The following is a 15,037-nucleotide window of genomic DNA, read 5'->3' on the forward strand; positions in this document are numbered from 1 at the left end:
CAAGACTGGAGGGGCCGGCGACTTGCTGGAACCTGCTCCGCTGGAGGGCGAACAGATTGTAAAAAGTGCCGGTCTATAACCGCGAAATCATAGCGGCTGGCATGTTAAGGCGGGTTAACGTTTCGAGAAAATCCGAATTGGGCAACGCCGGTGTTGTTTGGCGTCTGCACACGGCGCCCGGGTAAAAAGCAGAAAAAAAAAGCCCGGCACATGGCCGGGCTTTGATGGCGTTGCTTGGGTTCGCTTACGCGTCGCCTTCTTGCTGAACAGCAGGCGTTTCGAAGATCGAAGCGGCTTCTTCTTCGGCAATCGCCGCAGCGCGGTCGCGGTCGGCCACTTCCTTCGCCTTGCGGGCGCGGTGGTAAGCCAGACCAGTACCCGCCGGGATCAGACGGCCGACGATGACGTTTTCCTTCAGACCACGCAGGTCGTCGACCTTGCCCATGATGGCGGCTTCGGTCAGCACGCGCGTGGTTTCCTGGAACGACGCCGCCGAGATGAAGCTGTCGGTCGACAACGATGCCTTCGTAATACCCAGCAGCAGGTTCTCGTAGGTCGCCGGACGCTTGCCCAGCGCGATCACCTTATCGTTCTCGTCGAGCAGGTCCGAACGCTCCACCTGTTCACCCGGGATGAAGCGGGTGTCGCCGGTATCGACGATCTGCACGCGGCGCAGCATCTGACGAACAATCACTTCGATGTGCTTGTCGTTGATCTTCACGCCTTGCAGACGGTACACGTCCTGCACTTCGTCGACGATGTAGGTCGCCAGTTCTTCCACGCCCTTCAAACGCAAGATGTCGTGCGGGTCGGCCGGGCCTTCAACGATCATTTCGCCCTTGTTGACCACTTGGCCGTCGTGCACCAAGACCTGCTTTTCCTTGGCGATCAGGAACTCGTGGGCATTGCCGTCGAGATCCGTAATCACCAGGCGCTGCTTACCCTTGGTGTCCTTACCGAACGAAGTCGTACCGGTGACTTCCGCCAGCACGGCGGCGTCCTTCGGCGAACGCGCTTCGAACAGCTCGGCCACACGCGGCAGACCACCGGTAATGTCACGCGTCTTCTGCGATTCGGTCGGGATACGTGCGAGCACTTCACCCACGTGCACTTGCTGACCGTCCTTCACGGTGATCAGCGCGCCCACCTGGAAGCCGATGGTCACGGAGTGGTCCGTGCCCGGGATCTTCACTTCAGCGCCCGACGAGTCGAGCAGCTTCACCTGCGGACGGATGCCCTTCGTGGCAGCGGTACGACGCTTCGCATCGATGACCACCAGCGTAGACAGACCGGTCACTTCGTCCATCTGCTTGGCGACGGTCACGCCTTCTTCGACGTTCTCGAACTTGATGGTGCCCGAGTACTCCGAAATGATCGGACGCGTCAGCGGATCCCACGTGGCGAGCTGCGTGCCGGCCTTGATGGACTGACCATCCTTGACCAGCAGCGTCGCGCCGTACACGATCTTGTGGCGCTCACGCTCACGGCCGTGGTCGTCGGTGATCAGCGCTTCGCCCGAACGCGAGATGACGATCTGCTCGCCCTTCGCATTGGTGACGTAACGCATGGTCGCCGTGAAACGCACGGTACCGGTTGCCTTCGCTTCCACGCTCGATGCCACTGCTGCACGCGATGCCGCACCACCGATGTGGAACGTACGCATCGTCAGCTGCGTGCCCGGCTCACCGATCGACTGCGCGGCGATCACACCCACAGCTTCGCCCGAGTTCACCAGCACACCACGGCCGAGGTCGCGACCGTAGCACTTGGCGCACAGGCCGTAGCGCGTATCGCAAGACAGCGGCGTGCGAACCTTCACTTCGTCCACGCCCAGCGCGTCGATCAGGTCCACCATGTCTTCGTCGAGCAGCGTACCGGCTTCGATCGCAGTTTCCTGCGTTTCCGGGTTCACCACGTCGTTGACGACCACGCGGCCCAGGATACGGTCGCGCAGGGCTTCGATCACTTCACCGCCTTCGACCAGGGCCTTCATGGCCACGCCGTTGGAGGTGCCGCAATCGTCTTCCACCACCACCAAATCCTGCGTCACGTCGACCAGACGACGGGTCAGGTAACCCGAGTTCGCGGTCTTCAGTGCCGTATCAGCCAGACCCTTACGTGCGCCGTGGGTCGAGATGAAGTACTGCAGAACGTTCAGGCCTTCGCGGAAGTTCGCGGTAATCGGCGTCTCGATAATCGAGCCGTCCGGCTTGGCCATCAGGCCACGCATACCTGCCAGCTGACGGATCTGCGCCGCGGAACCCCGTGCGCCCGAGTCGGCCATCATGTAGATGGAGTTGAACGACTCTTGCTTTACGGTCTTGCCGTTGCGGTCGATCACGTCTTCGGTCTGGAGCTGCTCCATCATCGCCTTGCCCACCTGGTCACCAGCGGCACCCCAGATGTCCACGACGTTGTTGTAACGTTCCTGGTCCGTCACCAGACCCGACATGTACTGCTTGTCGTATTCCTTCACCTTGGCGGCAGCCTCGGAGATGATCTTCTCCTTGGCCGGCGGCACCAGCATGTCGTCGATGGCGATCGAGATACCGGCGCGCGTTGCCAGGCGGAAGCCCGACTGCAGCAGCTTGTCTGCAAAGATCACGGTTTCGCGCAGACCGCACTTGCGGAACGCCGTGTTGATCAGGCGCGAGATTTCCTTCTTCTTCAGCGGCTTGTTCAGCACCGAGAACGGCAGACCCTTCGGCAGGATCTCCGACAGGATCGCGCGACCGACCGTGGTGGCCTGCAGCGTGATCTTCGGCGCGAAGCGGGCGTCGCCGTCAGCTTCCGGGTTCACCAGGTCGTACTCGGTGATCCGCACGTTCACGCGCGAAGCCAGTTCGACTTCCTTGTTCTCGTAGGCGCGGATCACTTCCGAGATGTCGGCGAACGTCATGCCTTCACCGCGGCCGTTGATCTTGTCGCGGGTCGTGTAGTACAGACCCAGCACCACGTCTTGCGACGGCACGATCGACGGATCGCCGTTGGCCGGGAACAGCACGTTGTTCGACGCCAGCATCAGCGTGCGCGCTTCCATCTGCGCTTCGAGCGACAGCGGAACGTGAACAGCCATCTGGTCACCGTCGAAGTCGGCGTTGAACGCCGCGCAGACGAGCGGGTGCAGCTGGATAGCCTTGCCTTCGATCAGCACCGGCTCGAACGCCTGAATACCCAGACGGTGCAGCGTCGGTGCACGGTTCAGCATCACCGGGTGCTCGCGGATCACCTCTTCGAGGATGTCCCACACCACCGGCGTCTGGCTTTCCACCTCCTTCTTCGCCGCCTTGATTGTGGTGGCGATGCCCATCGTTTCCAGCTTGTGGAAGATGAACGGCTTGAAGAGTTCGAGCGCCATCAGCTTGGGCAGGCCGCACTGGTGCAGCTTCAGCGTCGGGCCCACCACGATGACCGAACGGCCCGAGTAGTCCACGCGCTTGCCCAGCAGGTTCTGACGGAAACGACCGCCCTTACCCTTGATCATTTCAGCCAGCGACTTCAGCGGACGCTTGTTGGCGCCGGTCATCGCCTTGCCGCGACGGCCGTTGTCCAGCAGCGAGTCCACTGCTTCCTGCAGCATGCGCTTTTCGTTGCGCACGATGATTTCCGGCGCCTTCAGCTCAAGCAGACGCTTCAGACGGTTGTTCCGGTTGATCACGCGGCGATACAGGTCGTTCAGGTCCGACGTGGCGAAACGACCGCCGTCCAGCGGCACCAGCGGACGCAGCTCGGGCGGCAGCACCGGCAGCACTTCGAGGATCATCCAGTCCGGCTTGATGCCCGAACGCTGGAATGCCTCGAGCACCTTCAGGCGCTTGGCGAACTTCTTGATCTTGGCTTCCGAGCCCGTGGCCTGCAGCTCAGCGCGGATCGTTTCGATCTGCTTCTCGATGTCGATGCCGCGCAGCAGCTCGCGAATGCCTTCGGCGCCCATCATGGCGACGAATTCGCCTTCGCCGTACTCGTCGCACTTGGCCAGGTAGTCGTCTTCCGACATGATCTGGCTCTTCTTGAGCGCGGTCATGCCCGGCTCAACCACGACGAATGCTTCGAAGTACAGCACGCGTTCGATGTCGCGAAGCGTCATGTCGAGCACCATGCCCAGACGCGACGGCAGCGACTTCAGGAACCAGATGTGCGCGGTCGGCGCAGCCAGTTCAATGTGGCCCATGCGCTCACGGCGCACCTTGGCCAGCGTCACTTCAACGCCGCACTTCTCGCAGATCACGCCACGGTGCTTCAGGCGCTTGTACTTGCCGCACAGGCACTCGTAATCCTTGATCGGGCCGAAGATCTTGGCGCAGAACAGACCGTCACGCTCAGGCTTGAACGTACGGTAGTTGATGGTCTCGGGCTTTTTGACTTCGCCGAACGACCACGAACGGATTTTCTCAGGCGACGCGAGGCCGATCTTGATCGCGTCAAACTGCTCTTCTTGCTGTACCTGACGGAATAGGTCGAGCAATGCTTTCATTCCAAACTCCTTGAGTTTGAGGCTGGCGCCTTGGTGTAACCCAAAGGCGCCGGCCCTAAATCTTCGTCAATGGCTGCTGTTACCAGGGCATGGCGATGTGCTGCCACGCCCTCACCGCATCGGCGCTCAGTTGCGCTCGAGGTCGATGTCGATACCCAGCGAGCGGATTTCCTTCACCAGCACGTTGAACGATTCCGGCATGCCGGCATCGATCGAGTGCTCGCCCTTGACGATGTTCTCGTACACCTTGGTCCGGCCGTTCACGTCATCCGACTTCACGGTCAGCATTTCCTGCAGCACGTAGGACGCGCCGTACGCCTCGAGTGCCCACACTTCCATTTCACCGAAACGCTGGCCACCGAACTGAGCCTTACCGCCCAACGGCTGCTGCGTCACCAGCGAGTACGGACCGGTCGAACGCGCGTGCATCTTGTCGTCGACCAAGTGGTGCAGCTTCAGCATGTGCATCACGCCCAGCGTGACCGGACGCTCGAAGGCTTCACCGGTGCGGCCGTCGAACAGCGTGACCTGCTGCTTGGAAGCCGTCAGGCCCTTCTCCTTCGCGATGTCTTCCGGATAGGCGAGGTCCAGCATGCGGCGGATTTCGTCCTCATGCGCACCATCGAACACCGGCGTCGCGAACGGCACGCCCTTCTTCAGGTTCTCGGCCAACTCGAGGATTTCGGCGTCGGACAGGCTGTCCAGATCTTCAACCTTGCCGCTCTCGTTGTAGATCTGACCCAGCAGCTTGCGGATCTCGGCAGCCTTGGCTTGCGCCTTGAGCATGTTGCCGATGCGCTCGCCCAGACCGCGTGCGGCCCAGCCCAGGTGGGTTTCGAGAATCTGACCCACGTTCATCCGCGAAGGCACGCCCAGCGGGTTCAGCACGATGTCGGCAGGTGTGCCGTCGGCCATGTAGGGCATGTCTTCGATCGGGGTGATCTTCGACACAACACCCTTGTTACCGTGACGGCCGGCCATCTTGTCGCCAGGCTGCAGGCGACGCTTCACGGCCAGGTACACCTTGACCATCTTGATCACGCCCGGCGGCAGTTCGTCGCCTTGCGTGAGCTTCTTGCGCTTCTCTTCGAACGCGAGGTCGAAGTCGTGGCGCTTCTGCTCGATGGCGACCTTCACGGCCTCCAGTTGCAGCGCGACCTCGTCTTCCGCCGGGCGGATGTCGAACCAGTGCCACTTGTCCAGATCGGCCAGGTATTCCTTCGTGAGCGCGGTGCCCTTGGCCAGCTTCTTCGGGCCGCCGTTGGCAACCTTGCCCACCAGCAGACGCTCCAGACGCTGGAAGGCATCGCCTTCCACGATACGCAGCTGGTCGTTCAAGTCCAGGCGGTAGCGCTTCAGTTCTTCGTCGATGATCGACTGGGCACGCTTGTCACGCACCACGCCTTCACGCGTGAAGACCTGCACGTCGATCACGGTACCGCTCATGCCCGAAGGCACGCGCAGCGAAGTGTCCTTCACGTCGGACGCCTTCTCACCGAAGATCGCACGCAGCAGCTTCTCTTCCGGCGTCAGCTGGGTCTCGCCCTTGGGCGTGACCTTGCCGACCATCACGTCGCCGGCTTCCACTTCTGCGCCGATGTACGTGATGCCCGATTCGTCCAGGCGAGCCAGTTGGGCTTCGGCCAGGTTCGAGATGTCGCGCGTGATTTCTTCCGGTCCGAGCTTGGTGTCGCGAGCAACGACCGACAGCTCCTCGATGTGGATCGAGGTGTAGCGGTCTTCAGCCACGACGCGCTCCGAGATCAGGATCGAATCCTCGAAGTTGTAGCCGTTCCAGGGCATGAACGCGACCAGCATGTTCTGGCCGAGCGCCAGCTCGCCCATGTCGGTCGAGGCACCGTCAGCGATCACGTCGCCGCGGGCAACGATGTCGCCCACCTTGACCATCGGACGCTGATTGATGTTCGTGTTCTGGTTCGAACGCGTGTACTTGATCAGGTTGTAGATGTCCACGCCGACTTCACCAGCGACGGCTTCGGCATCGTTCACGCGGATCACCACGCGGTTCGCGTCAACGTAGTCGACCACGCCGCCACGGGTTGCCTGCACGGCGGTACCCGAGTCCACTGCCACGGTGCGCTCGACGCCGGTACCCACCAGCGGCTTGTCTGCACGCAGGCAAGGCACGGCCTGACGTTGCATGTTTGCGCCCATCAGTGCACGGTTTGCATCATCGTGCTCGAGGAACGGCACCAGCGAAGCTGCAGCCGACACGATCTGCGACGGTGCCACGTCGATGTACTGCACGCGGTCCGGCGTGACCATACGGGTTTCACGCTCGCTGCCTTCACGCGCGGAGACCAGTTCGTCGATCAGGTTGCCGTCCTCGTCCAGCGTCGCGTTGGCCTGCGCCACCACGTACTTGCCTTCCTCGATGGCCGACAGGTAATCCACCTGATCGGTCAGCTTGCTGTTTTCAACCTTGCGGTACGGCGTTTCGAGGAAGCCGTAGTCGTTCAGTTGTGCGTACAGCGCCAGCGAGTTGATCAGGCCGATGTTCGGGCCTTCCGGCGTTTCGATCGGGCACACGCGGCCGTAGTGGGTCGGGTGCACGTCACGGACTTCAAAGCCCGCACGCTCGCGCGTCAGACCGCCCGGGCCCAGAGCCGAGATACGACGCTTGTGCGTGACTTCCGACAGCGGGTTGGTCTGGTCCATGAACTGCGACAGCTGCGACGAACCGAAGAACTCGCGAATCGCCGACGAAATCGGCTTCGAGTTGATCAGATCGTGCGGCATCAGGTTTTCCGTCTCGGCCTGGCCCAGACGTTCCTTGACGGCACGCTCAACGCGCGACAGACCGGCGCGGAACTGATTCTCCGCCAGTTCGCCGACGCAACGCACACGGCGGTTGCCGAGGTGGTCGATATCGTCCACTTCGCCCTTGCCGTTACGCAGGTTCACCAGCAGCTTGATCGTGTCGAGGATGTCCTCGTCCGTCAGCACCATCGGGCCGGTACCGGCCGAACGGTTCAGGCGGCTGTTGACCTTCATGCGGCCAACGCGCGACAGATCGTAGGAGTCTTCGCTGTAGAACAGACGTTGGAACAGCGCTTCAACGGCGTCTTCGGTCGGCGGCTCGCCGGGGCGCATCATGCGATAGATGGCGATACGCGCGGCGGTCTGGTCGGCCGTGTCATCCGTGCGCAGCGTCGCCGACATGTACGGACCTTGATCGAGGTCGTTCGTGTACAGCGTCTGGATTTCCTTCACGTCAGCGTCGCGCAGCTTCTCGAGCACGCCTTCGGTCAGTTCGTCGTTGGCGTTGGCCAGGACTTCACCGGTATCCGGATCGACGATGTTCTTGGCCAGCACGCGGCCCAGCAGATAGTCTTCCGGGACGCTGATCAGCTTGGTGCCGGCGGAATCCAGGTCACGGATGTGCTTGGCGTTGATGCGCTTGTCCTTCTCGACCACGACCTTGCCGTTCTTGTCGGAAATGTCGAAGCGAGCGACTTCACCGCGCAGACGCTCGGGCACGAATTCCATCAGTGCGCCTTCGGTCTTGAGCGTGAAGTTATCGAACACGAAGAAGTGCGCCAGGATCTGCTCCGGCGTCAGGCCGATCGACTTCAGCAGGATCGTCACCGGCATCTTGCGGCGGCGGTCAACGCGGAAGTACAGGATGTCCTTCGGATCGAATTCGAAATCGAGCCACGAGCCGCGGTACGGAATGATCCGCGCCGAGAACAGCAGCTTGCCCGAGCTGTGCGTCTTGCCCTTGTCGTGCTCGAAGAACACGCCCGGCGAACGGTGCAGCTGAGACACGATCACACGTTCCGTACCGTTGATCACGAACGAACCGGTGGAGGTCATGAGCGGAATTTCGCCCATGTAGACTTCCTGCTCCTTGATCTCCTTGACCTTGGTGGGATTCTCGCGGTCGTTGATGATCAAGCGCACTTTTGCGCGCAGCGCCGAGTGGAAGGTCAGACCACGCTGCTGACATTCCTTGACGTCAAACGGCGGGTTGGACAGGTGGTACGACACGAACTCCATGCGTGCCAGACCATTGTGCGACACGATGGGGAAAATGGCGTTGAACGCCGCTTGCAGACCTTCGCTCTTGCGTTGTGCAACAGGAGCGTTCTCCTGCAAGAACTGGGCATACGATTGAATCTGGGTGGCAAGCAGGAAGGGAACCTGATGAACCGTTGCGCGTTTCGCGAAACTCTTGCGAATACGCTTCTTCTCGGTAAAGCTGTACGCCATGGGATCTCCGAATCATCGCAAGTGCGCGCGACGGACTTAAGGCGATAAGGCACGCCTGACACTTGAGGTGTTCAGCGACTGGTGACGGGATTTGGCGGTTGGCCGCTACCAACCTCTGGCTGACGGTACTGCGCGCGCCACCCGCACATGGGCCCATGGAGCTCATGCTACGGACGGGGGAGTACCCGACCAAACTTGCCTTCTGCAGTCGGTTCAGAAGACAAACATCAGCGGACTGCGAACTGCCTAGTGTGCCACTGATGTTTGGCCTCTGCTGGCCTTGTCCTGGCCTGCTGCCGGAAAACCCGGCAAAGAGACGTCAACGATACTTACTGCGTGATTGCGGGATCGCTCAACAATCGACCCTACAAGCGCAAAAAGGCTGGCGCCGGGAAATATCCCTTTGCCAGCCTCTATCGCGTACCGAGTACGGCACGCGAGACCTGCACTTACTTGGCTTCGGCTTCCGCGCCGGCTTCCACCAGCTTCTTCACCAGCTCGTCGGCGGTCTTCCTGTCGACGCCTTCCTTCACGGGCTTCGGTGCGCCATCGACCAGGTCCTTGGCTTCCTTCAGGCCCAGACCGGTGATTTCACGCACGGCCTTGATGACGCCAACCTTGTTCGCGCCGGCGCTCTTCAGCGTCACGGTGAATTCGGTTTGCTCTTCTGCGGCAGCAGCGCCACCAGCAGCAGCCGGACCGGCCACGGCCACAGCAGCAGCCGACACGCCAAACTTCTCTTCGAACGCCTTGACCAGGTCGTTCAGTTCCATCACGGACATCGCGCCAACGGCTTCCAGGATGTCGTCTTTGGTGATTGCCATTTGAATAACTCCAGAATGTGATTCGGTATCGATCGTGCGATCTGTACGCGGTGCAGCAGCCTATTAGGCCGCTGCAGCCTCGCCTTCGCCTTGCTTGGCAGCCAGGGCACCCAGGGCGCGGGCAAAGCCCGACACCGGAGCCTGCATGACGAACAGCAGCTTGCTGAGCAGTTCTTCGCGGCTCGGAATCGTTGCCAGCGCCTTCACGGCGTCGACGTCGAGAACCTTGCCATCGTACGAACCGGCGCGCAGCACCAGCTTGTCATTGCCCTTGGCGAAATCGTTCAGCACCTTGGCCGGGGCCACTGCGTCTTCGGAAATACCGTAGATCAGCGGGCCAGTCAGTTGCTCGGCGAGTTCGGCAAACGGCGTGCCTTCAACAGCGCGGCGTGCCAGCGTGTTCTTCAGAACGCGCAGGTAGACGCCTTGCTGGCGCGCTTGCGCGCGCAGCTTGGTCAGATCGCCAACCGTGATACCGCGATATTCAGCGACGACGATGGTCGAGGCCTTGGCGACTTGCGCCGTTACCTCGGCCACGACGGCCTTCTTATCTTCGAGATTGAGTGCCACGGTTAAGCTCCAAAACGACTTCGGTTTCCGCAGTCACTGCGGTCACCTCGGTCAGTCCAAAAGTACGGCGTCCGATTGGCACAAATCACTTCGGCAATACCAAAGTCACTTATTCCCTTCGGGGGCGCCATCTGCGTTGGCTGAGCATCGCCTCCGTTTCCGGAGGGAGCCGCGATTAAGGCGTTGGCCCCAAGGAGCCTTTCACCGCCAACGGTCTTTGATAACCAGCGGCGTCGGCCTGCTCGCGCAAACGTCCACCACTGCCCAAAGTCTTGTCCCTCAAGCTTCAAGGGTCCGCGTGGCCGGGGCCACGCGAAAGAAAACTGCTAACACCGGGATGGTTATCGGGCCACCTGGTGCGAATGATCGAGAGCGATCAGGCAGCCAGGGTCGCCTGGTCAACGCGCACGCCCACGCCCATCGTCGACGAGACGGCGACCTTGCGCAGGTACACACCCTTGCTCGATGCCGGCTTGGCCTTGGTCAGTGCGTCCAGCAGTGCAGCCAAGTTGCTCTTCAGCGCTGCCGGCTCGAACGAGCGACGGCCGATGGTGGCGTGGATGATACCGGCCTTGTCGACACGGAATTGAACCTGACCAGCCTTGGCGTTCTTCACGGCCGTGGCAACGTCCGGCGTCACGGTGCCGACCTTCGGGTTCGGCATCAGGCCGCGCGGGCCAAGGATCTGACCCAACGTACCGACCACGCGCATCGTGTCCGGCGAAGCGATCACGACGTCAAAGTCCATCTTGCCGGCCTTGATCTGCTCGGCAAGGTCTTCCATGCCGACGATCTCAGCGCCAGCAGCCTTGGCTTGCTCGGCCTTGTCGCCTTGTGCAAACACGGCCACACGCACCGACTTGCCGGTACCAGCAGGCAGCACCACCGAACCACGGACCACTTGGTCCGACTTCTTTGCATCGATGCCAAGTTGCACGGCCACGTCGATGGACTCATCGAACTTGGCGCTGGCGCATTCCTTGACGAGGCTCAGCGCTTCGTCGATCGGATAGAACTTGGTACGCTCGACCTTGGCCTTGTTAGCGGCCGTACGCTTCGAAATCTTTGCCATGATTACAGGCCCTCCACCGTGATACCCATCGAACGGGCGCTACCGGCGATCGTACGCACGGCGGCGTCCAGATCAGCTGCGGTAAGGTCAGCGTTCTTCGCCTTGGCGATTTCTTCTGCCTGAGCGCGGGTGATCTTGCCGACCTTGTCGGTATGCGGCTTGGCGGAACCCTTTTGGATACCGGCAGCCTTCTTGATGAGCACGGTCGCCGGCGGCGACTTCATCACGAAGGTAAAGCTCTTGTCGGCGAAGGCGGTGATCACCACCGGCACCGGCAGACCCGGTTCCATGCCTTGAGTCTGCGCGTTGAACGCCTTGCAGAACTCCATGATGTTCAGACCACGCTGACCCAGGGCCGGGCCGACGGGCGGGGACGGATTTGCTTTACCAGCCGGAATTTGCAGCTTGATAAAGCCAATAATTTTCTTGGCCATCTTGACTCCAATCCGGATTGCCTAGCTCAAACAACCATGGCAATCCTGTTGAGTGGTAACGCATCGGCGCAAGGCCGACGCTCCTCTGTTGGCGCAGGCGGCTTCGCCACCTTTGCCCGCCAAGTCCAGTGGACCGGGCGACTGGCGCGGTAGCTTTCGCCACCACACCGAATTTCTTAAACCTTCTCGACCTGACCGAACTCGAGCTCGACCGGCGTCGCACGTCCGAAGATCGTCACCGAAACGCGCAGGCGCGACTTCTCGTAGTTCACTTCCTCGACGTTGCCGTTGAAGTCGGTAAATGGGCCTTCCTTCACGCGCACCATTTCACCCACTTCGAACAGCGTCTTGGGACGCGGCTTCTCGACCCCTTCCTGGATCTGGGCCATGATCTTGTCGACTTCGCTCTTGGAAATCGGCGAGGGGCGATTGCCCGTACCACCAATGAAACCAGTCACCTTGGAAGTGTTCTTCACCAAGTGCCAGGTCTCGTCAGTCATCTCCATTTCGACAAAGACGTAGCCGGGGAAAAGGCGGCGCTCAGTCACGGTCTTGCGACCGCTCTTGCTCTCCATCACCTCTTCCGAGGGCACCAGAATCTGACCGAACAGATGTTGCAGGCCTTCGCGCTCGATGCGCTCCTGCAGCGCGCGTTGCACGCTTTTTTCCATGCCCGAATAGGCATGCACAACATACCAGCGCTTCTTCGAGGCCGGTGCGGACGAATCCGTGGACGTGTCGTTCGCTACGTTATCCGTCATGGCTTTACCCAATTATTTCCAGCCCAGCACGAGCGAGAAGATCACCCACTCGATGAGCTTGTCCGCAGACCACAGGAACAGGGCCATGATCACGACGAACGCAAACACCAGACCGGTCATCTGCCCGGCTTCCTTGCGCGTCGGCCACACCACTTTGCGGACTTCGCGGTACGACTCGCGCGCGAACTCGATGAAGCCCTGCCCAGGTGCGGACACCAGCGCAACGCCAGCGCCCAACACCAGCCCGCCGATCAGCGAGGCAGCACGGACATAGCTCGGCTGTTGCGCCAGCAGGTAAAAACCGATCACCCCAGCAACCAGCAGCAGGAACGCCAAGACCAGCAGCCATTTGCCGCTGGTGGTGTTGACGGTTTCGACGTTCGGATTGGCCATGTTTCCCAAACGAGACTAAGCCGCGTGGCGCGTTTTCCTGCGCGACGCGGCTGATGAATTGGCAGGGGCAGAGGGAATCGAACCCCCAACCTTCGGTTTTGGAGACCGACGCTCTGCCAGTTGAGCTATACCCCTAAAACAGCTTTGGGGTTGCCATTTCGGTCAACCCCACTCTGGCACTTCACATGCGGCCGGTTGGCAGCCGCACGGAAGAGTTACAGCACTTACTCGATGATCTTAGCGACGACGCCGGCGCCGACGGTACGTCCGCCTTCACGGATAGCGAAGCGCAGACCTTCTTCCATGGCGATCGGGGCGATCAGCTTGACGGTGATCGACACGTTGTCGCCCGGCATGACCATTTCCTTGTCGGCCGGCAACTCGATCGAGCCGGTCACGTCCGTCGTACGGAAGTAGAACTGCGGACGGTAGTTGTTGAAGAACGGCGTGTGACGGCCGCCTTCATCCTTCGACAGGATGTAGACCTCGCCCGTGAAGTGCGTGTGCGGCTTGATCGAACCCGGCTTGCACAGCACTTGGCCACGCTCGACGTCTTCGCGCTTCGTGCCGCGCAGCAGGATACCGACGTTGTCGCCCGCCTGACCTTGGTCCAGCAGCTTGCGGAACATTTCCACGCCCGTGCAGGTGGTCTTCTGCGTGGCCTTGATACCGACGATTTCCAGTTCCTCGCCGACCTTGACGACGCCGCGCTCGATACGGCCGGTCACCACGGTGCCGCGACCCGAGATCGAGAACACGTCTTCCACCGGCATCAGGAACGTGCCGTCAACAGCGCGCTCCGGCGTCGGGATGTAGGTGTCCAGTGCGTCGGCCAGGTTCATGATGGCCACTTCGCCCAGTTCGCCCTTGTCGCCTTCCAGCGCCAGCTTGGCCGAACCCTTGATGATCGGGGTGTCGTCGCCCGGGAAGTCGTACTTCGACAGAAGTTCGCGCACTTCCATCTCGACCAGCTCCAGCAGCTCAGCGTCGTCCACCATGTCGCACTTGTTCAGGAACACGACGATGTACGGCACACCAACCTGGCGGGCCAGCAGGATGTGCTCGCGCGTTTGCGGCATCGGGCCGTCAGCGGCCGAGCACACCAGGATTGCGCCGTCCATCTGGGCGGCACCGGTAATCATGTTCTTGACGTAGTCGGCGTGGCCCGGGCAGTCAACGTGCGCGTAGTGACGGTTAGCCGTTTCGTACTCAACGTGCGCGGTGTTGATCGTGATGCCGCGTGCCTTTTCTTCCGGCGCCGCATCGATCTGGTCGTATGCCTTGGCGGCACCACCGAACTTGGTCGCCAGCACGGTCGTGATCGCTGCCGTCAGCGTCGTCTTGCCGTGGTCAACGTGACCAATCGTACCAACGTTCACGTGCGGCTTGGTCCGCTCGAACTTTTCCTTTGCCATGTCGCGACTCCTGTCTCGGTAGCGATTTGCGTTGGTGGATGCGTGGTGCCCATGGGCAGGATCGAACTGCCGACCTCTCCCTTACCAAGGGAGTGCTCTACCACTGAGCCACATGGGCAAAACTTACGAACAGTGAATGGAGCGGGTGAAGGGAATCGAACCCTCGTCGTAAGCTTGGAAGGCTTCTGCTCTACCATTGAGCTACACCCGCCCGGACTACTTCTTCCCTTGCCGCCCGGCCTTGCGACCGAACTCACTGCTTAATTCTGGTGGAGAGGGTTGGATTCGAACCAACGTAGGCGTAAGCCAACAGATTTACAGTCTGCCCCCTTTAGCCACTCGGGCACCTCTCCGAAGAGAACTTGCGATTATGGGACCATCAGGCCACCCTGTCAAGCATTGCTTGATGAAATCGCGAGATTTCGAGCATTCATGCTCTCATCCTTATAGAGCAACACAGTTAAGCGGGGTCCGCGTCACCGTGCCCACTCCATTGCTCGCGCGAAAGCGCCGACAAAAAGGCCTGCAGAGCATCCCCAGGCAGTCGCAAATGAAGCAGATCGGCATCGAGCCAAGAGGTGCAGAACAGGACACTTTGAGTCCAAGTCGCGCAGCTACAGGGGCACGATTCGGAACAAGCAGGCGGGCTGAGGACCATCAGGCGCCCGTTCACGAGCAAATAGAGGCCTCCGTTGTGAGGCCTTTTGTTTTTGTGCGATGGAGGTGGGATGTTGCCGGGAGCTGGCTGGCGGATCGATGCGGCAGGTCAGCGGAGAAGCGTTCGCGCAAAGACAAACACCCCAGCTCTTTGATGGAGCTGGGGTGTTGATGGGAGAGCCTGGCGATGACCTACTTTCACAC

Annotated in this window: 9 protein-coding genes and 4 tRNA genes; all 13 read right to left on the reverse strand. The window is 60.9% G+C overall.

Going from position 1 to position 15,037, the window contains the following annotated elements; genetic code table 11:
- Positions 1–244 precede the first annotated feature (244 nt).
- The 13 genes from rpoC to ACCD03_RS07500 all read right to left on the reverse strand — a co-directional run bounded on the left by rpoC (position 245) and on the right by ACCD03_RS07500 (position 14,529).
- Complete coding sequence (gene rpoC, locus ACCD03_RS07440; protein ID WP_045202998.1) at positions 245–4,474, reverse strand: DNA-directed RNA polymerase subunit beta'; 4,230 nt, start codon at positions 4,472–4,474, stop codon at positions 245–247.
- Between the two features lie 126 nt (positions 4,475–4,600).
- Positions 4,601–8,707 (reverse strand): DNA-directed RNA polymerase subunit beta, encoded by a 4,107-nt coding sequence (rpoB, locus tag ACCD03_RS07445; RefSeq protein ID WP_253541810.1) that lies wholly within the window; start codon positions 8,705–8,707, stop codon positions 4,601–4,603.
- Positions 8,708–9,156: 449 nt separating this feature from the next.
- Positions 9,157–9,531, reverse strand: a complete 375-nt coding sequence (rplL, locus tag ACCD03_RS07450) for a 50S ribosomal protein L7/L12 (RefSeq protein WP_413411211.1) — start codon at positions 9,529–9,531, stop codon at positions 9,157–9,159.
- Positions 9,532–9,594: 63 nt separating this feature from the next.
- The gene (gene rplJ, locus ACCD03_RS07455; protein ID WP_004634455.1) at positions 9,595–10,101 is read right to left on the reverse strand and encodes a 50S ribosomal protein L10; all 507 of its coding nucleotides are present in this window, start codon (positions 10,099–10,101) and stop codon (positions 9,595–9,597) included.
- 376 nt (positions 10,102–10,477) lie between these two features.
- Positions 10,478–11,173, reverse strand: coding sequence for a 50S ribosomal protein L1 (rplA, locus tag ACCD03_RS07460; protein ID WP_045202996.1), 696 nt, complete (start codon positions 11,171–11,173; stop codon positions 10,478–10,480).
- Positions 11,174–11,175: 2 nt separating this feature from the next.
- A complete protein-coding gene (gene rplK, locus ACCD03_RS07465; protein WP_004634453.1) occupies positions 11,176–11,607 on the reverse strand; it encodes a 50S ribosomal protein L11 in 432 nt (143 codons plus the stop codon).
- A 176-nt stretch (positions 11,608–11,783) separates the two neighbouring features.
- Positions 11,784–12,368 (reverse strand): transcription termination/antitermination protein NusG, encoded by a 585-nt coding sequence (gene nusG, locus ACCD03_RS07470; RefSeq protein ID WP_004634452.1) that lies wholly within the window; start codon positions 12,366–12,368, stop codon positions 11,784–11,786.
- Positions 12,369–12,380: 12 nt separating this feature from the next.
- Positions 12,381–12,761 carry a preprotein translocase subunit SecE gene (gene secE / locus ACCD03_RS07475; RefSeq protein WP_045202995.1) on the reverse strand — a complete coding sequence of 127 codons (381 nt, stop codon included), beginning with the start codon at positions 12,759–12,761 and terminating at the stop codon, positions 12,381–12,383.
- Between the two features lie 59 nt (positions 12,762–12,820).
- Positions 12,821–12,896: transfer RNA gene (locus ACCD03_RS07480), tRNA-Trp, on the reverse strand.
- 89 nt (positions 12,897–12,985) lie between these two features.
- Positions 12,986–14,176: an elongation factor Tu gene (gene tuf / locus ACCD03_RS07485; protein WP_004634449.1), complete on the reverse strand. Its 1,191-nt coding sequence runs from the start codon at positions 14,174–14,176 to the stop codon at positions 12,986–12,988.
- Positions 14,177–14,219: 43 nt separating this feature from the next.
- Positions 14,220–14,294: transfer RNA gene (locus ACCD03_RS07490), tRNA-Thr, on the reverse strand.
- A gap of 19 nt (positions 14,295–14,313) precedes the next feature.
- A tRNA-Gly gene (locus ACCD03_RS07495) sits at positions 14,314–14,387 on the reverse strand.
- A gap of 56 nt (positions 14,388–14,443) precedes the next feature.
- Positions 14,444–14,529: transfer RNA gene (locus ACCD03_RS07500), tRNA-Tyr, on the reverse strand.
- Between the last annotated feature and the right edge of the window lie 508 nt (positions 14,530–15,037).

The organism is Ralstonia sp. Ralssp135 (assembly GCF_047304345.1).
Taxonomy (GTDB): Bacteria; Pseudomonadota; Gammaproteobacteria; order Burkholderiales; family Burkholderiaceae; genus Ralstonia; species Ralstonia chuxiongensis.